A 17,378-nucleotide genomic window follows, 5' to 3' on the forward strand; every position below is an offset into this window, starting at 1 on the left:
CCCCGGCCGCGGCGGCCACGGGGCGCGTCCGGCGGCTCAGGGAGCGACCAGCTCCACCTCGAACCCGGCGGTGTTGGCCAGGCGGGCCGTGCGGGGCCCGCTGCCGTCGGTGTACGGAAGGAGGCCGGTCGCCGGCGGCTGCCAGCCGTGCCCCGGGGCGTCCGCCGTCAGGGCGTCGAGCGTGGCGCGGTCGCGGACGTGGAACGCCAGGCGGCCGACGCCGGGGCGCAGCGTGTCGTGCCCACCGCCGGCCGGGCCGGGTGCGTGTTCCACCACGACATAGCTGTCACCTCGCCGCCAGCTCCGGCCGTGTGCCCAGCGCTGGTACGGGACGTGACCGAGCCGGCCGAGCAGCCAGCCCCACTGCGCGTCGGCCTCGGCCAGGTCGGTCACCGGCAGCTCGATGTGGTGCAGCCGGCCGGTGGGACCCGCCGCCACCGGCAGCGGGACGGCGCGCCGCGTCCCCTGCGGTGCGTAGGCGACGGTGTCGGTGTCCTCGTGCCAGTGGAGCAGGAAGCGCTGCCCGGCACGGTACCCGTCGAGGCCCGCACGGCAGTACGCCACCATGTCGTCGGGCAGCCCGTCCAGGGGGAACCAGCCGAGCTCGGAGCACTTGTCCGGTTCCGCGTTGCGGGGCGGGCGCGCGGGATCGTGGTCCGCCTCGAAGAACCAGCCCATCCTGGGGTTGCCGCCCGGGCCCCTGTGCTGCATGACCAGGGCCACCCGGAGCTCGTCCGGGTCCAGCTTGACGCCGATCTCCTCGGCGGTCTCCCGGATCACCGCCGCCAGGACGTCCTCGCCGTCCTCCGCGTGTCCGGAGGGGGCGTGGAGCAGTCCGTCCGCATAGCCCGTGCCGGCCCGCCGGGCGAGCAGCACGTCGGAGCCCCTGCGCAGGATCAGATGGACGTCGACGACCTCGGTGTGCCGGTGCGGCGGCTCGGCGCGGGCCACCAGGGCGTACCTCTCGTCGGCGACCTCCTTGCCCCAGAGCCGGGAGTCCCCCGAGAGCGGCTCGTGGTGGACCCGCTCGGTGTGCTCGGCGAGGAGTGCGGTGAGGTGGGCGGCGGAGAGGCCGGTGCCGTCCCACACGCCTTCGATCAGCACCAGACGGCCGCCGGGCCGCAGCAGGGAGAACCAGCGCCGCAGGGCGGCCTCGGGGTCGGGCAGCAGCCACACCGTGTGCCGGACGAGGATCACGTCGAAGCGCTGCTCGCCCACCGGGGGGTGCCCGGCGTCGCCGAGGAGCACCTCGGTCCCGGTTCCGGCCAGCTTGGCGCGTGCCCGTTCCACCATGCGCGGCGACCGGTCGACGGCGGTGACCCGGTGCCCCTGGCCGGCGACGAGCAGCGCCAGGCTGCCCGTGCCGCAGCCGAGGTCGAGGACCGCGGAGCGCACGGCGGGCAGCCAGGTCTCCATCCGCCGCGCCCAGGCGCTGCGGACCACCGGGTCGTGGAGCCCGTGATCGGGTTCCTCGTCGAAGGAGTCGGCGGCGGCGTCCCAGTCGATCGTGGTCATGTCCGCGATTCTCCCAGCCGCCGCCGACAGTCCCTCACGGCCTGGTTCGGCGCAGCAGCTTCTTCGTCAGCGGCCACACCAGGATCAGCGCGACGATGACGTACACGGTGACGGAGAACGGCGTGTCGACCAGTCCCGTGACGCTGCCGTCGCTGATCTGGAGGGCGCGCCGCAACTGCTGTTCGGCGGAGGGGCCGAGGATGACCGCGATGACCGCGGGCAGGATCGGCAGCCCGTACCGCCGCATGCCGAAGCCGATCAGACCGATCACCAGCAGGATCACCAGGTCGACGGCCTCCCCGCCGACCGCGTAGGCGCCGACGGCGGCGAAGAAGAGGATGCCCGCGTAGAGGTAGGGGCGCGGGATCCGCAGCAGCTTCGCCCAGAACGGCGCGAGGGGCAGGTTCAGTGCGAGCAGCAGCACCATGCCGACGAAGAGCGAGGCGATCAGGCCCCAGACCAGTTCGGGTTCACGCTCGAACAGGAGCGGCCCGGGCTGGATGCCGTACTGCTGGAAGGCGGCCAGCATGACGGCGGCGACGGCCGTGGTGGGCAGGCCGAGCGTGAGCATGGAGACCAGGGTCCCCGCGGCGGAGGCGGAGGCCGCGGACTCCGGCCCGGCGACACCCTCGATGGCGCCCTTGCCGAACTCGTCGCGGTGCTTGGAGAGCCGCTTCTCGGTGACGTACGAGAGGAAAGTGGGGATCTCCGCGCCGCCCGCGGGGATCGCCCCGAACGGGAAGCCGATGAAGGGCCCGCGCAGCCAGGACTTCCAGGTGCGCCGGACGTCGTCCCCGCCCAGCCAGGGACGGCCGACGGGGATCGGCTTCCCGGCGGAGCGGCGCAGGTGCGCGGCGACCCAGAGGGCCTCCCCGATGGCGAAGAGCCCGACCGCCACGATCACCACGTCGATGCCGTCGGCCAGTTGGAGCGAGCCGAAGGTGAGGCGCTGCTGGCCCGTCATCTGGTCCAGGCCGACGAGGCCGATGGTGAGACCGATGAGGAGCGAGGCCAGGCCGCGGATCCGTGAGGAGCCCAGGACGGAGGTGACGGCGATGAAGGCCAGCACCATGATGGCGAAGTAGTCGGGAGCGCCGATGTCCACGGCGAGCGAGGCGACGGTCGGGGCGAGGACGACCAGCAGGATCGTGCCGATCATGCCGCCCGCGAAGTGCCCGATGGCGGCGGCGGCGAGCGCCTGCGCTCCGCGCCCGGCCTTCGCCATCGGGTTGCCTTCGATCGCGGCGACGACGGCCGCGCTCTCCCCCGGGGTGTTGAGGAGGATCGAGGTCGTGGAGCCGCCGAACATCGCACCGTAGTAGATCCCGGCGAACATGATGAACGCACCGGTCGGTTCGAGCCCGTACGTCACCGGCAGCAGCAGGGCGACGGCCATGGCGGGGCCGATGCCGGGGAGCACACCGATCGCCGTGCCGAGCAGGACGCCGAGTGCGGCCCAGAGCAGGTTGACCGGCGTGAGCGCCGTGCCGAAGCCGTCGATGAGGGAGTTGAGGGAATCCACCGGTCAGAGCACCCCCATCAGCGGGCCGCCCGGGAGGGGAACCCCGAGCAGGTTGTCGAAGACGAAGTAGGTCACGAGGGAGAGCCCGGCCGCGATGAGCGGATCGCGGTCGTGGTGGCGGCTGCCCAGGGCGTAGGCCGAGCCCCAGAAGAGGAGGGCGCCGGAGACGGGGAAGCCGAGCGGACCGATGAGGACGGCGAAGGCGAGGAAGACCCCGGTGAGCAGGGCGACGGTGCGCCGGTCGGTGGGTCCGTCCAGGTCGACGTCCTCGCCGCCCTCCGCCTCGCCGCGGCCGCCGCGCAGGACGTCGACGGCCAGCAGCACCGCGACGGCCAGCAGCCCGATGCCGACGGCGACCGGGACGGTCCTGGGTCCGACGGGTCCGCGCTGGGTGATGTCCACGCTCATCGTCAGGGCGTCGGTCAGGACGAGGACGCCCAGCACGAGCAGCAGGACACCGACGCCGAGTTCGGAGTGCTCGCGCAGCCAGGAACGCGCGGTCGCGGGCCGGGAGGGTGTGGGCTCGGGCCGGGAGGGTGCGGGCTCGTCCGTCACAGTCCCAGCTCCTCGAGGACGGTGGCGACACGCCGGTCCTGGGCGTCCAGGAAGTCGCCGAAGTCGTCGCCGGTGAGGAAGGCGTCGTCCCAGCCGTTCCTCTCCATGGAATCGCGCCACTGCTTCGAGTCGTGCAGTTCGCTCACCAGCCCGATGAGCTTGTCGCGTTCGGCGCCGGAGAGCCCGGGCGGAGCGACGATGCCGCGCCAGTTGGTGAAGTCGGTGTCGAGACCGGCCTCACGGAGGGTCGGCGCGTCGAGGCCCGGGACCCGCTTCGGGCCGGTGACGGCGAGGAGCCGCAGCTCACCGGCCTCGATCTGGTCGAGGTACTCGCCGACACCGGAGACGCCGAACCCGACCTTGTTGCCGAGGATCGAGGCGAGCAGCTCGCCACCGCCGTCGAAGGGGATGTAGTTGACCTGTTCGGGGGCGATCCCGGCGGCCTTCGCCATCAGCATCGGCGCCAGGTGGTCGGGCCCGCCGGGCGAGGAACCGCCGCCGACCGGGATCTTCCCCGGGTCCTTCTTCCAGGCGGTGAGCAGCTGGCCGATCGTCCTGTACGGGGAGTCCTTGGCGACGACGACGATGTCCTGCTCCTCGGTGAGCCGGGCGATCGGGGTGGTGTCGGCCAGGGTCGTGGGCGACTTGTTGGTGTGTACGGCGCCCACGACACCGAGGCCCATGGACATGGCGAGCTTGCCGTTGCCGTGCTCGGCGGCCAGCCGGGTCACACCGACCGTGCCGCCGGCGCCGGGCAGGTTGAACACCTCGATGCCGTGGGTGAGCCCGGCGTCCTCGGCGTTCTTCGCCGCGGTGCGGGCCGTGATGTCGTAACCACCGCCGGGTGTGTTGGGAACCATGAAGCGCAGTCCGGGGATCTGCGTGCCGGTGTCGGAGCCGCTGCCGGTGGAGAGCAGCGGCGGCCCGACGACCACCAGCAGCGCGGCCCCGAACAGGGCGAGTGGAGTGCGCAGTCGCACCGGATGCCGCCTTTCGAGCCATTCGTCGTGCGTGTGTGAGGTGGCCCACATGTTGCCTGCGCGTTAACGAGCTGTCGCCGTTCCGGAATCAATGGACGTTGTGGTCGTTGTGGTCGCGCCCTACGGTGTCGGCGTGACGAAAGTGCTGGTGGTGGACGACGACTTCATGGTCGCGAAGCTGCACAGCCGCTATGTGTCCGCGCTGGACGGTTTCACGGTCGTCGGCGTGGCCCACACCGGCGCCGAGGCCCTGCGCGCGGCCCGCCGGCTGCGTCCCGACCTGGTCCTGCTCGACATCTTCCTTCCCGACATGGACGGGATCCAGGTACTGCGGGAGCTGCGCGCGGCGGAGGAGCGGGACGGGGAGACCCGCAGCGCGGACGCGCTCTTCATCACAGCGGCGCGCGACGCCGGTGTGGTCAGGGCCGCCCTGCGGGCGGGCGCCCTGCACTACTTGATCAAACCGTTCCACCGCTCGGCGCTGCAGGAGCAGCTGCAGCACGTGGCCTCGCTGCGCAACCGCCTGGACGCGCTGGACGAGTCCCGCCGGGAAGCCCGTCAGGAGGACGTGGACCGTATCTTCGGCACCCGCCCCCCGGGTTCCCGCGAACTCCCCAAGGGCCTGGCGGCCCGTACCGCGGACCTGGTCGAACGCGTCCTGCGCGACCACCCGGCCGGCCTGTCGGCCTCCGAATGCGCCGAGGCGGGTGCCCTCTCCCGGGTCAGCGCGCGTCGCTACCTCGAGTACTTCGCGGAGACGGGACGGGCCGAGGTGACACTGCGGTACGGCGGGACGGGCCGGCCGGAGCGCCGCTACCGCGCGGTGTCCTGAGCCGTTCGCCGTAGGGCTGCCCTGTTCACGTACCGCTCGGCCCCCGGCCATGCGCTGCGCGTGAGCATGACATCAATTCCCGGCAGCGTGTCCGAGGTCGGCGCAGATCGACCGAGGAGGACCCGTGGTGGCGAATTCCGTGTCCCGCAGGCAGATGTTCGGATTCGGCGGGACGGCAGCCGCCGCACTGATGCTCGGGACGGGGGCGTGGGAGACGCAGTCGGTGTTCGCCGCACCCGCCCTGAAGGATGACCCGTTCACCCTCGGTGTCGCCTCGGGCGACCCGACGTCGGACGGTGTCGTGCTCTGGACACGCCTGGCTCCCGATCCCTTCGCCCAGGACGGCCTCGGCGGTATGCCGGCGAAACCCGTCCGTGTCCACTACGAGGTGGCGGCCGACGAGCGCTTCCGCCGGGTGGTGCGCCGCGGCAGCGTCGTCGCGACTCCCGAGCTGGCGCACTCGGTCCACCCCGAGGTGCACGGGCTCGCCCCCGGCCGCACGTACTGGTTCCGTTTCAAGGCCGGCTCCGCGATCTCCCCGGCGGGACGCACGCGCACCACCCCGGCGCCCTCGGACTCCCCGCGCGGGCTGAGGTTCGCCTTCGCGTCCTGCCAGGCCTGGCAGGACGGTTACTTCACGGCGTACCACCACATGGCGCAGGAGGACCTGGACCTGGTGGTGCACCTCGGCGACTACCTCTACGAATCCGGTGTGAAGACGAACAAGCGCGGCGTGAGCACCGACCCCAGGTTCCACACGGAGACCCTCGACCTGGCCCGCTACCGGCTTCAGTACGGCCTCTACAAGTCCGAGGCGCCGCTGCGCGAGGCGCACGCCGCCTTTCCGTGGATCATGACGTTCGACGACCACGAGGTGGAGAACAACTGGGCGGACGAGACCTCCGAGAACGACGAGAACCCGGAGACCTTCCTGCAGCGCCGGGCCGCCGCCTTCCAGGCCCTGTACGAGCACGCGCCGCTGCGCCGCGCGCAACTGCCGAACGGTCCCGACGTACAGATGTACCGAAGGCTCTCCTACGGCAGGCTCGCCGGCTTCACCATGCTCGACACCCGTCAGTACCGTGACGACCAGCCGTGCGGCGACGGCACTTCGGCCGACTGCGCCGACCGCTTCGACACGGACCGCACCCTGCTCGGGCCCCGGCAGCGCGACTGGGTCCTCAAGGGCTTCAGCCGTTCCCGGGTCCGCTGGCAGATCCTCGGCAACCAGGCCCCGATGGGCCAGACCGACCAGGACCCGGGGCCGGGCACCACGGTCTGGACGGACCCGTGGGACGGTTACGTCGCCGAGCGCAACCGGCTGCTCGCGGAGGCGGGCACCCGGGGAGTGCGCAATCTGGTCGTCATCACGGGTGACCGGCACCAGAACTACGCATGGGACCTCAAGCGCGACTACGCCGATCCGGAATCGGCCACCGTCGGCTCGGAGTTCGTGGGCACCTCGGTCACGAGCGGCGGCGACGGCGCCGACATGACGGCCCAGGGCGAGACGTTCCTGGCGGCGAACCCGCACATGAAGTTCTTCAACGGCCAACGCGGCTACGTGCGCGTCACGGTGGACCGCGAGCGGTGGACGAGCGACTTTCGCGTCCTGCCCTTCGTGACGGAGCCGGACGCCCCGATCAGCACACGCGCGAGCGTGGTCGTGGAGGACGGGACACCGGGCGTCCAGGTCTGACACCCTGCCGGGCCCCCACCACACCTGGGCCCGAACAGCGCCTGGAACACGGGAGGTCCGGGGAAGAACGCGCCGAAGGAGCGGTAGGCCGGGGCGTGGGGGCTCGAGGCCGGACCGCGGACCGAACCGTGCAAGTGGTGCGGACGTCCCGTCAGGCGACGCGGCCGGTGGCGGCCGAAGCGGTACCGCGGTCACCGGCACCGTGTGAAAGCCGGCGCCACGGGCCTCGTCGGCAATGTGCTGGACAGTTTCCGTGCATCCGGTGGCGTCGGAACCACCCCTGCGCCGAAGCCGCACGGACGGAGTTCCTCAGCCCTCTCCTAACCCTCCCTTAAGCGCGCCATAACGATCGCCACCTGCGCCTTCTCCCGCCCGGATCCGCTCCGGCGGCGGCTAGCTTGCTGATCACCAGACCTGGTCAACAGCCGTGTCGCCGAAGGAGAACCACCATGGCCGTCATCACCACCGCCCGTCGCAGGCTCGCCGCCACCGTCGCCGTCCTCGGCGTCGCGCCGCTCGTCCTGGCCGGGCTGTCCGCCGCCCCCGCCACCGCGCACGGTTCGCTGAGCGACCCGGCCAGCCGGGTCTCGGCCTGTTTCGCGGAGGGGCCGGAGAGCCCGCGGTCCGCGGCCTGCAAGGCAGCGGTGGCAGCGGGCGGGACGCAGGCACTGTACGACTGGAACGGGGTGAACATCGCCAACGCGGCGGGCAAGCACCGCGAGCTGATCCCGGACGGCCAGCTGTGCAGCGCGGGCAACGACAAGTTCAAGGGGCTCGACCTGCCGCGCGCCGACTGGCCGTCCACGCCCATGGAGGCGGGCAGCCACACCTTCCGTTTCCGGGCGACCGCTCCGCACAAGGGCTCGTTCGAGCTGTACCTGACCAGGGCGAGCTATGACCCGGCGCAGCCCCTGAAGTGGTCGGACCTTCAGGAGGAGCCGTTCGCCACGGTCACCGACCCGGCGCTGGAGAACGGGTCGTACGTCTTCGACGGCACCGTGCCGCGGGCGTCGGGGCGGCAGTTGATCTACACGGTCTGGCAGCGGTCGGACTCCCCCGAGGCCTTCTACGCCTGCTCGGACGTGGTCTTCGGCGGTGAGGCCGGCGGAGGCGGTGCCGCCGGGGCCACCCCGGCGCCGACGGCCTCCGCCCCGACCGAGGCGGAGATCGACGAGGGTGCCGGCAAGTCGTCGGTCGAGCACGACGGCCACGGTGACGACGACGCGGCGACCGGCGCGGAGGTGACCGAGGCGGCCCCGGCCGGGGCGGCCGAGTCCGGCGGTGCCGGGGCGAATGCTCCGGAGCCGAACAACGTCGCCGCCTCCCCCGTCGGCGAGGTGCTCGCCGAGACGGGTGGCAGCAGAAGCTCCTCGTATCTCGCGATCGGCGGCGGCGCCGCGCTGGCCGTCGGTGCGAGCGTCCTGTTCGTCTCGGTCCGCCGCCGGGCCGCGGGTGGCGCACACCGCGCCTGACCCGGTGACTGCGGGGCCTCGCGGTCACCGGGGCACGGCACGTACGCGTCCACCGGGATCAGGTCCTGAACCCGCCCCGGCTCCTCCGCCTGCGGACCGGACCCGGCCCGCCGCCTGCCGGACACCGCCCGGATCCGCCGCGCCCGCTCCTCCACCGGGTCGAAGATCAGCCGGTGGGTGGCGCCCTCCGCGTCGCGGAGCTCCTCCGCGCACAGCCCGGTCCCCGTGTCCACGCCCGTCGCGGAGCGGACGAATCCTGGATCCGGTGGGCGGTCCCGCTGATGCCGTGGACGTCCGGGAGGGCTAGCCGGGTATGCGGAGTGCGTGGACCCGGGCGTCCGCGCCTTCCGGACCGGGCCGTGCTCACCGCCCCCGCTCTCCGCCCGGATCAGTTCCCGGGCCTGGTCCGACGACTGGGAGGGGGGCGTCCTCCGCCATTCGGCCCGCCCCGCCTGCGCGAGGAGCACCCTGCCCGGACCGTGGGGAGCATGACTTTCGCTGACGAGGTGAAGAACGCCGTCACCGCACGGGCCGCCCTGCTGGTCGTCGGCGTGCTGGCGCTGCAGCTGCTGTTCGTCGCCTCCTACGTCGGCGCGCTGCACAGGCCCGACCCCACCGATGTGCCCTTCGGGGTCGTCGCCCCGCAGCAGGTGTCCGGACAGCTCGTCACCCAGCTGGACGGCCTGCCGGGCGGCCCGCTCGATCCGCGTGCGGTCCCCGGCGAGGCCGAGGCCCGCCGGCAGATCCAGAACCGCGACATCGACGGTGCCCTGATCGTCAGTCCCACCGGGGCGGCCGACACCGTGCTCGTCGCCTCCGGCGGCGGCACCGTGCTGGCCACCTCGCTGACCAGGATCATCGAGGAGGCGGAGGGGCCCCGGCAGCGCACGGTACGGACCGTGGACGTGGCCCCCGCCTCCCCGGACGACTTCGACGGCCTCTCGTCGTTCTACCTGGTCGTGGGCTGGTGTGTCGGCGGCTACCTCTGCGCCTCGATCCTGGCGATCAGCGCGGGCACCAAACCCGCCAACCGGCAGCGCGCGGTGATCCGCACCGCGGTCATGGCGCTGTACTCGATCGCGGGCGGCATCGGCGGCGCGGTCATCATCGGCCCGGCCCTCGGCGCGCTTCCCGGCAGTGTGTGGGCCCTGGCCGGTCTGGGCGCCCTGGTCGTCTTCGCGGTCGGCATGGTCACGCTCGCCCTGGAGGCGCTCACCGGCGTCGTCGGTATCGGTCTGGCGGTCCTGCTCATCGTGATCGCGGGCAACCCGAGCGCGGGCGGCGCCTTCCCGCTGCCGATGCTGCCGGACTTCTGGCGGGCGATCGGCCCCGCCCTGCCTCCTGGCGCGGGAACCTGGGTGGCGCGCTCGATCGCGTACTTCAAGGGCAACGCGGTCACCGGCCCCCTGCTGGTGCTCTCCGCCTGGGCGGTCGCCGGCACGGTCCTGACCCTGCTCCTGTCGATGCGCCGCCGGGCCTCTGACGAGATCTCCCGCACGACGGCGTCCACCGGCGGATCGAATCCTGCTTGAGCGGTGCTGCCGGCACCACGGCGCCGGTGAACCCACAGGAGCCGGGCAGCCTGCAGATCCACACGGCGGAATCCGCGGACGAGTCCGGAGGCGTCTGCCTCGTGCGGTGCGTCGGTGGCGTGACGCGCGCCGGGCAGACGTTCCTGCCCCGGAGGCGGCGGCCAGGGCGGCCCGTCCCCAGGTCTCCGCCCCGCGCTCACCCGCGTCGAGCGCTACGGCAGGAGCCGCCGCATACTTCGATCCGCCTCACACCGCCCGGGTCACCCTCACGGGCCGGGGAGGCCGGCACCGGGCCACGGGCCGGTCATCTCCTGTACGCCCTGGGCCGGTGCGGAGGAACGCGCGGGCCCTCTCCTCCGCACCGGGCCGAGGATCAGCCCAGCATCTCCTCGATGAGACCGGCCGCCCGCTCCGTGCCGCCCTCGGCCCGGGCCTCGGCACGGAGCCGCGCCGAACGCCGGGCGACATCGGGGTCAAAGACGAGCTCGGTGAGCGCGGTGCGCAGGGCCTCGGCGGTGGCGTCCGCCGTGTCGATGCGGCGGGCCACACCCAGGCCGACGAGCCGGTCCGCGTTCATGAACTGCTCGGCGCCCTGCGGGACGGCGATCATGGGAACACCGGTGTACAGCCCTTCGCTGCTGCCGCCCATCCCCGCGTGGGTGACGAACGCGTCGGCCTGCTCCAGGATCGCCAACTGGGGCACCCAGGAGTGCACCTCGACATTGCCCGGGATGTCGCCGAGTTCGCCGGGATCCGTGTGCTTCCCGATCTGGAGCACGACGTGCCAGCCGGGCAGATCACCGTAGGCCTCCAGACATCGGCGGTAGAACTCCGGCTGCTTCGTGTACGCCGAACCCAGGGAGACCAGCAGCACGCTCCCGGCGTCGGCGGGCCGGGTCCAGGTCTCCCGGTCCGCCCGTGAGCCGAAGCAGGGGCCGACGAACGTCACCACGTCGGGGTCGACCTGGTCCGCATGCGGCTGCATGGCCCTCGGGATCATCGCCAGGGCCCTCGCGGGCCGGCCGGAGAAGGCCTCCATGTCCGTGGTGGACGCCCCCGACACGGCGAGCCACCGCGCGAACTTCGCCCGGTACGCGTCCGCACCCGGCAGCGCCCGCACCTGTGCGGCCATCTCCTGGTGTTCGTAGCCCTCCCAGGCGACGAAGGTCGGGGAGAGCTGGAGGACGGGCCGGCCCTGCGACTCGGCGAGGGCACGCGCGGCGTAGGCACCGATGTCGTACAGATACAGATCCGCCGGGTCCCGGTCGTACGCGGCGCGCAGTTGCGGCAGGGCCTGGACGGCGTCGTCGAGGAAGACGTCCATCGCGGCGATCGGGTCGTCCGGCCAGTCGTTGTCGGCGACCGGCAGCACCGAACGGTAGGGGACGAACTCGGCGCCGGTGGCCGTGACCAGACCGGCGACGACCGGGTCGTTGGCGTACGTCACCCGATGGCCGCGGGCCACCAGCTCACGCAGGATCTCGAGGCTCGGCAGGATATGGCTGACGGCGGGAATGCCGATCATCGCGATATGGGTACGGCGACGGGACATACGGGATCACTCGTTTCAGGTCTACGGCGATAAGGACACACCGGGCCCGCGCGCCGCCGTTCGGCAACAGCCTGCCGGGGAGCGCGCACGGGTCGCGGTACGGGAGGGGGACGCCGCCCCGTCCGTGTCAGCCGTAGATCTGGTGGAAGTACATGAGCAGCATCCTAGGCACGTCCCCGTGGCGCGCAAGGCGTTTTCGGGGCGGCACGGCACGATCGCCGAACCGGCCGCCTGCCGCAGCCAGTTGCAGGAGCATCGGCCGGACGCCGTGCCCGGGGCGACCGCGGTCCTCGATTTCCGGCGTCACCAGGGCGGCTGTCTCGGCCACGGGTGCACGAGGAGACGAGTCGCTTCCCCGTGCTCGCCGCCGGCACCAGCACCCGCCCACGCCTGATAGGGCCGTTCGGCCTCTATCCGGTCAGCGGAACCGTCGAGGTCCTCTTCCGGTACTTCGAGGACCGTGCCCCGTTCGACGACCGGAACAGTGCCACGAGCTGCTCCGCCGGCTCGACGAGGCCGACGGGCATCGATCTGCCCGGAGCCGAGCCGGAACCGCGCCCCCCGTGGGGCAGCACTCCCGGGCGCCGCCTGTGCATCAAGTCCGGCAGTCGGGGCAGGAGACCTCACCACGGACCGACCAGCAACTGTGGAGGAAACATGCCCGGGCTGATCGCACGCATCAAGGACTTCAGTCGTAGCCCGCAAGGGCGCAGGGCCATCGCCTCGGCTCGACGGGCCGGCGCCGACCCAAGGAAGCGGGCGCAGGCCCGCCAGATGTTCGGCCGACTGCGCGGGCGGCGCTGAGCGGCGCGCGGCCGGGTGGGGAAGCAGGTCCCCCGCTCCCCCACCCGGTGCGGGCAGCACCGTCACCCTTCACACCTGGGTGACACCCACGGCATCACTGCCACCGACGAGACGGACGGCGTGGGCGACGGCGTCACCGAGCGGCTTCCACGGTTCGGCCGCGATCGCCCGTACGGCGTGCGGACCGGCCTCGCGCACGGTGTCCGGGCAGGGCAGCGCGGGGGCGGGAGGAACGGGACGGCGAACGCCATGATCCCGGCCGGCTCGGGGCAGCCGGCGGCCAGCTCCTCGACGTGCCGGTCACCGCAACCGGACAGGAGCGCCTCCAGGCGGTCCTGTCCGGTGTACGGACACGGGCCGGGGGCATGGGCCGGGTCACCGAGGACGGCCGTCGAACCGCCCCACTCGCCCTTTCGCTCCCGCTCGTCCTGTACGTCCGCCGTGTCCGCCTCGGCCGCCCCCTCGGACAAACCACAGGCCCTCAGCTCCTGGACCCAGACGAGCGCCTCCAGCTACAACGCCTGGGTCTGCGCCCGTAACAACCAGGGCGCCTGGGCCGCGTACGACTTCGACTGGACGACGGACCACTGCAGCACCTCCCCCGACAATCCGTTCGGCTTTCCCTTCCGAACGGCCTGCGTCCGCCACGCCTTCGGCTATCGCAACCACAAGGCCGCCGACGCGTTCTCCGCCGGCAAATCACGCATCGGCTCCTCCTTCTACGAGGACCTCAAGCGCGTGTGCGCCGCCTGCTCAGGCGCGACGCGGACTTCGTGCGACGGCACGGCATGGACGTACTACCACGCCGTGGACATCTTCGGCGTCGCACCGGTCAGGCAGGGCTGACCGAAACCTGACAAACGTCATTCCTTCCTGTGCGCGAGGTCGTTCCTGGGGAGGATGGACGCCGGGTGTGACGCGCAGAGGATGAGGAGCTCAGCCACGCACACCTGATGAGACGGAACCCTTACATGCCCAGCACGACCCACCCACACCCTCGTCCCTCCCACCGGAGAGTGCGTCTGGCCGCCGTGGCATCGGCGGCCCTGTTGTCGCTCGCGGCCGGCACGCTTCCTGCCGGGGCCGCCGCTCCGTCGCCGGCCTCCGCCACCGCGTCCGCCGTCTCCACCACGTCCGGTCTCGACCGGAAGGCGCTGCGGGCCTCCCTCGACGCGTTCCACCGGGCGGGGATGTACGGCGCCTACTCATCGGTCAGGGACGGCTCCGAGCAGTGGCGCGGGGCTGCGGGCGTCGCCGACATCGACAGCGGGCGGCCGATGCGCCCGGACTACGAGCACCGCATCGGCAGCATCACCAAGACCTTCACCTCGGTGGCCGTTCTCCAGCAGGTGGCCAAGGGCCGAATAGACCTCGACGCCCCGATCGGTGACCACCTTCCGGAGCTGGTGCCGGGTGAGCGGGGCCGTGAGGTGACGGTGCGGATGCTGCTCAACCACACGAGCGGCATCGCGGACTACGTACTGCCCGCCTTCCCCGGGCTGGTGACGGACCCGGGACAGGCCCTGGACGAGGGCCGGTTCCGCAGGATGGCCCCCGAGGAGCTGGCCCGCCTCGGCCTGGCGGCCGAGCCGCAGGCGCCGCGTGGCACGCACTCGTACGCCAACACCAACTACGTCATCGCCGGTCTGCTGCTGGAGAAGGTCACGGGCCAGGACCCGGAGTCCTACATCACCAGGAACGTCATTCGCAAGGCCGGGCTGCGACACACGTACTTCCCGCGCTCCGCCCGCATATCGGGGCCGCACGCCAAGATGTACGAGTCCTTCTACGGAACCATCGAACCGGCGCGCGACTACAGCGTCTACGACATGTCCTGGGCCGGAACGGCCGGTGCGATGGTCTCCACGATGAGCGACCTCAACGACTTCTACCGCCTGCTCCTGAGCGGGAAGCTGCTCGGCGCGGCGGAGCTGCGGGAGATGAAGACGACGGTTCCCGCCTACGAGCCGGCTCCGGGACAGGAGGTGGCGATGCGGTACGGCCTCGGCCTCTACACGCTCAAGATGCCCAGCGGCGGCTGGTACTGGGGCCACGACGGTGGCGTGTTCGGGGCGGGGACCTGGGCACTGTCCACGGAGGACGGACGCCGCCAGGCCGCCATCGGCTACAACCTGATGAAGTACGAGCGGTTCGGCGAGGACGGCACGCCGTTGCCCGACCCGATCGGCAACGCCCTGTTCGGATACATGGACGGCGCACTCAGCGGAGCTCCCGCCGAGCGGGTCACCGGCACGTCGCCGGTTCCTCAGCGTCTGCTCGGTCCCGAGCAGCTGCGATAGCTGCGATGACGGCGTTCCTCCCGCCACGGGGGCGCCCGTAGACGGCCAGGGCCTGGGGACCGCGCGGCGTGGACTCCGCGCCGCACGCTTCGCCCGACGGCAGGCGAGCCCGCCCCCTCGCGTGAGGGAGCGGGCTCGCCGGTGTACCGATGACCGGAGATCAGCCGATCTCGGCGCCGTACGCCGCCAGCGCCTCGGGCACCGGCTGGAAGAACGTCTCGCCGCCCGAGGAGCAGTCGCCGCTGCCGCCCGAGGTCAGGCCGATCGCGGTGTCGCCCGAGAAGAGCGAGCCGCCGCTGTCGCCCGGCTCGGCGCAGACCGTGGTCTGGATCAGGCCGTTGACGATGTCACCGTTGCCGTAGTTGACCGTGGCGTCCAGGGCGGTGACCTCGCCGTCGTGGACCTGGGTGGTGGAGCCGCTGCGGGTCACCGACATGCCGACGGTCGCGTCGCCCGCCTTGGTGATCGCCTGGGTGGAGCCGTTGTAGAGGTCGACCTCGCTGGGGTGCTCCACGTCGGACGTGTACTTGACCAGGCCGTAGTCGTTGTCCGGGAAGCTGGAGCCCTCGTTGGCGCCGATCTCCGCGCCGCCCTGCGAGTCGGACCAGCTGGTGATCCCCTCGGTGCAGTGGCCGGCGGTCAGGAAGTACGGCTCGCCGTCCTTGACCACGTTGAAGCCGAGCGAGCAGCGTCCGGAGCCGCCCCAGATGGCTTCCCCTCCCGCGATGAGGGGTTTGAACTCCCCGGCTGACTTCTTCAGTTCGGCCGTGGACCCGAGGCCGTCGACCACCTTGCTGAGCTTGTCCCAGGCCGCGCCCTTGACCGTGCGGTCGGCGGTGACGACCACCTTGTTGCTGACCGGGTCGACCGCCCAGGAGGTGCCGGGGATGGTCGCCTTGTCGGCGAGGGTCTGCCGGGTGTCCGTCAGCTCGGCGAGCGTGTGCTGTACGAGTCTGGCCTTGCCGCCCGCCTGGCGGACCCGCTCGGCCGCCGCCTCGTCGATGACGTTGACGACGAGGTTCTTGGCCTTGGCGTCGTAGTACGCGCCCGCCGTGTCGCCGCCCAGGGCCTTGTCCAGTGTGGCCGCGAGACTTCCGGCCGACTGGGCGTTGAGGGTCTTCGCCGTGAACTGCGGTACGTGGTCACTGGCGTTCGCAGTCTGGAACGTCATGCCTGCCGCGACCAGGCCGAGGACGGCCGATCCGGTCAGGGCCGCACGCTTCCTGGATATGCGTCGGTGCTTCAACTTCGACCTCCTGTGGGGCCGTGCACGGACAAGTGGGGTGTCCGGAACACGGAGGATGGGGCGCCCACTATTCCGACGCGGCCGATAGCGCACAAGGTCGACTTCCGGACGCACACATGACACCGACGATTCACCCGCCATCCGTCCACAAGCCGGGCTTCGCTCCCCATCGGTTCCGTTTGCGAACACCCGGCGCAATCGGCCGCGGGCAACGGGTGAGGACTAGTCCTGTCCTGTAATGGTCCCTGCAGTCCGGATGCCGTGGAGGGCACTCCTGAAGCCGAACACCACCGAGTGCTTCCGAACGTCCCGGACACCACCGGAGCGTTCCGGCAAGGAGTGCCGGTATCGCCTCCGATAGGTCATCATCGAACAGGCGGTACACGCCGGGCACTTGGTGCCCGGACCGAGCGGGGTGACCGAGCGGAGGGGCGACGTGCGGAGTCGGGTGCGCGTGTCGGACGGACGGCATCTGATGGTCGAGCGTCAGGGGGATCCCCGAGGCAGACCGGTGTTCCTCCTGCACGGAATGCCGGGCAGCCGGCTGGGTCCCGCTCCCCGCGGGATGGTCCTCTACCAGCGGAAGATGCAGCTGATCACCTACGACCGGCCGGGATACGGCGGCTCCGACCGGCTGGCGGGACGCAGGGTGATGGACGTCGCCGAGGACGTACGCACGATCGCCGACTCGCTCGGCCTGGAGCGTTTCGCCGTGGTCGGCCGCTCGGGTGGCGCCCCGCATGCTCTGGCCTGCGCCGCGCTGATGCCGGACCGGGTCACCCGCACCGCCGCCCTGGTCAGCCTGGCTCCCCGGGACGCCGAGGGCCTCGACTGGTTCGAAGGGATGGCCGCTTCGAACGTGCTCGCGTACACCACGGCGGCGGCGGATCCGGACGGGCTGGCGGAATCCTTCATCAGCCGCTCGGCGGAGATCCGGCAGAACCCGGCCCGGCTCCTGGACGACCTGCGCCGGGAACTGACCGACTCCGACCGCACCGTGGTCAACGACGCCGGCATCCGCACCATGCTGCTCGCCAACTACCGCGAGGGGCTGCGCACATCGGCGTACGGCTGGATCGACGACGCCCTCGCCTTCTCCCAGCCGTGGGGGTTCGATCCCGCCGGCATCACGTGTCCCGTGATGCTGTGGCACGGTGTGAAGGACGTGTTCTCCCCGGTGGGGCACTCGCGCTGGCTGGCCGGGCAGATCCCGGGCGCCACCGCCGTACTGGAACCGGCGGCCGCCCACTTCGACGCGCTGTCCGTGCTTCCCGGTGTGCTCAACTGGCTGCTCGACGAGCGGGAGGCCGAAGCCGCGGTCTGCTGATCCCGGAGGGCGCCGGGCTTCCGGAGCCCGGCGCCCTCCGGC

General features: G+C 71.9%; 15 protein-coding genes and 1 pseudogene. 8 read left to right on the forward strand and 8 right to left on the reverse strand.

Features of this window, described 5'->3' with window-relative positions:
• Positions 1–36 precede the first annotated feature (36 nt).
• The 4 genes from ACF1FZ_RS10265 to ACF1FZ_RS10280 are packed head-to-tail and all read right to left on the reverse strand — an operon-like array spanning position 37 to position 4,572.
• On the reverse strand, positions 37–1,515 hold the full coding sequence (locus ACF1FZ_RS10265; protein ID WP_391772904.1) for a trifunctional class I SAM-dependent methyltransferase/NUDIX hydrolase/VOC family protein: 1,479 nt from the start codon (positions 1,513–1,515) through the stop codon (positions 37–39).
• A gap of 34 nt (positions 1,516–1,549) precedes the next feature.
• Positions 1,550–3,037 (reverse strand): tripartite tricarboxylate transporter permease, encoded by a 1,488-nt coding sequence (locus ACF1FZ_RS10270; protein ID WP_391772905.1) that lies wholly within the window; start codon positions 3,035–3,037, stop codon positions 1,550–1,552.
• A gap of 3 nt (positions 3,038–3,040) precedes the next feature.
• The gene (locus ACF1FZ_RS10275; RefSeq protein WP_391772906.1) at positions 3,041–3,592 is read right to left on the reverse strand and encodes a tripartite tricarboxylate transporter TctB family protein; all 552 of its coding nucleotides are present in this window, start codon (positions 3,590–3,592) and stop codon (positions 3,041–3,043) included.
• A complete protein-coding gene (locus ACF1FZ_RS10280; RefSeq protein WP_391772907.1) occupies positions 3,589–4,572 on the reverse strand; it encodes a Bug family tripartite tricarboxylate transporter substrate binding protein in 984 nt (327 codons plus the stop codon). Before ACF1FZ_RS10280 ends, ACF1FZ_RS10275 begins: the two co-directional genes overlap by 4 nt.
• A 133-nt stretch (positions 4,573–4,705) precedes the next feature.
• Between ACF1FZ_RS10280 and ACF1FZ_RS10285 the strand changes: the two genes are divergently transcribed.
• From ACF1FZ_RS10285 to ACF1FZ_RS10300, 4 genes are all read left to right on the forward strand, one after another.
• Positions 4,706–5,404 (forward strand): response regulator, encoded by a 699-nt coding sequence (locus ACF1FZ_RS10285; RefSeq protein ID WP_391772908.1) that lies wholly within the window; start codon positions 4,706–4,708, stop codon positions 5,402–5,404.
• 124 nt (positions 5,405–5,528) lie between these two features.
• On the forward strand, positions 5,529–7,103 hold the full coding sequence (locus tag ACF1FZ_RS10290) for an alkaline phosphatase D family protein (RefSeq protein WP_391772909.1): 1,575 nt from the start codon (positions 5,529–5,531) through the stop codon (positions 7,101–7,103).
• A 449-nt stretch (positions 7,104–7,552) separates the two neighbouring features.
• Entirely contained in the window at positions 7,553–8,575 is a 1,023-nt protein-coding gene (locus tag ACF1FZ_RS10295) for a lytic polysaccharide monooxygenase (protein ID WP_391772910.1), read from the forward strand.
• Between the two features lie 488 nt (positions 8,576–9,063).
• Positions 9,064–10,107, forward strand: a complete 1,044-nt coding sequence (locus ACF1FZ_RS10300; protein WP_391772911.1) for a DUF3533 domain-containing protein — start codon at positions 9,064–9,066, stop codon at positions 10,105–10,107.
• A gap of 373 nt (positions 10,108–10,480) precedes the next feature.
• On the opposite strand, the gene ACF1FZ_RS10305 is transcribed toward ACF1FZ_RS10300, so the two are convergent.
• Both ACF1FZ_RS10305 and ACF1FZ_RS10310 read right to left on the reverse strand, forming a co-directional pair.
• Positions 10,481–11,659, reverse strand: a complete 1,179-nt coding sequence (locus tag ACF1FZ_RS10305; protein ID WP_391772912.1) for a macrolide family glycosyltransferase — start codon at positions 11,657–11,659, stop codon at positions 10,481–10,483.
• Positions 11,660–11,786: 127 nt separating this feature from the next.
• Positions 11,787–11,987, reverse strand: coding sequence for a hypothetical protein (locus ACF1FZ_RS10310; RefSeq protein WP_391772913.1), 201 nt, complete (start codon positions 11,985–11,987; stop codon positions 11,787–11,789).
• Between the two features lie 329 nt (positions 11,988–12,316).
• Here ACF1FZ_RS10310 and ACF1FZ_RS10315 point away from each other — a divergent pair, with 329 nt between their 5' ends.
• The gene (locus ACF1FZ_RS10315) at positions 12,317–12,463 is read left to right on the forward strand and encodes a hypothetical protein (RefSeq protein WP_391772914.1); all 147 of its coding nucleotides are present in this window, start codon (positions 12,317–12,319) and stop codon (positions 12,461–12,463) included.
• Between the two features lie 69 nt (positions 12,464–12,532).
• Here the strand turns inward: ACF1FZ_RS10315 and ACF1FZ_RS10320 are convergent, their stop codons facing one another.
• Positions 12,533–12,661: a hypothetical protein gene (locus tag ACF1FZ_RS10320; RefSeq protein WP_391772915.1), complete on the reverse strand. Its 129-nt coding sequence runs from the start codon at positions 12,659–12,661 to the stop codon at positions 12,533–12,535.
• A 167-nt stretch (positions 12,662–12,828) separates the two neighbouring features.
• Between ACF1FZ_RS10320 and ACF1FZ_RS10325 the strand changes: the two are divergent.
• Both ACF1FZ_RS10325 and ACF1FZ_RS10330 read left to right on the forward strand, forming a co-directional pair.
• Positions 12,829–13,309 (forward strand): annotated as a pseudogene (locus ACF1FZ_RS10325) (phospholipase).
• Positions 13,310–13,434: 125 nt separating this feature from the next.
• Positions 13,435–14,763, forward strand: a complete 1,329-nt coding sequence (locus ACF1FZ_RS10330; protein ID WP_391772916.1) for a serine hydrolase domain-containing protein — start codon at positions 13,435–13,437, stop codon at positions 14,761–14,763.
• Between the two features lie 160 nt (positions 14,764–14,923).
• Here ACF1FZ_RS10330 and ACF1FZ_RS10335 read toward each other — a convergent pair whose 3' ends face one another.
• Positions 14,924–16,009, reverse strand: coding sequence for a S1 family peptidase (locus ACF1FZ_RS10335; RefSeq protein ID WP_391772917.1), 1,086 nt, complete (start codon positions 16,007–16,009; stop codon positions 14,924–14,926).
• Between the two features lie 436 nt (positions 16,010–16,445).
• Between ACF1FZ_RS10335 and ACF1FZ_RS10340 the strand changes: the two genes are divergently transcribed.
• Positions 16,446–17,336, forward strand: coding sequence for an alpha/beta fold hydrolase (locus ACF1FZ_RS10340; RefSeq protein ID WP_391772918.1), 891 nt, complete (start codon positions 16,446–16,448; stop codon positions 17,334–17,336).
• Positions 17,337–17,378: the final 42 nt, after the last annotated feature.

This window comes from Streptomyces sp. NPDC014623 (assembly GCF_043088245.1).
Taxonomy (GTDB): domain Bacteria; phylum Actinomycetota; class Actinomycetes; order Streptomycetales; family Streptomycetaceae; genus Streptomyces.

What these genes read in the sequence shown, in the direction of transcription:
- ACF1FZ_RS10265 (WP_391772904.1), bottom strand. Translation starts at nt 1,515, where the DNA reads ATGACCACGATCGACTGGGACGCCGCCGCCGACTCCTTCGACGAGGAA.
- ACF1FZ_RS10295 (WP_391772910.1), top strand. Translation starts at nt 7,553, where the DNA reads ATGGCCGTCATCACCACCGCCCGTCGCAGGCTCGCCGCCACCGTCGCC.
- ACF1FZ_RS10300 (WP_391772911.1), top strand. Translation starts at nt 9,064, where the DNA reads ATGACTTTCGCTGACGAGGTGAAGAACGCCGTCACCGCACGGGCCGCC.
- ACF1FZ_RS10305 (WP_391772912.1), bottom strand. Translation starts at nt 11,659, where the DNA reads ATGTCCCGTCGCCGTACCCATATCGCGATGATCGGCATTCCCGCCGTC.
- ACF1FZ_RS10315 (WP_391772914.1), top strand. Translation starts at nt 12,317, where the DNA reads ATGCCCGGGCTGATCGCACGCATCAAGGACTTCAGTCGTAGCCCGCAA.
- ACF1FZ_RS10330 (WP_391772916.1), top strand. Translation starts at nt 13,435, where the DNA reads ATGCCCAGCACGACCCACCCACACCCTCGTCCCTCCCACCGGAGAGTG.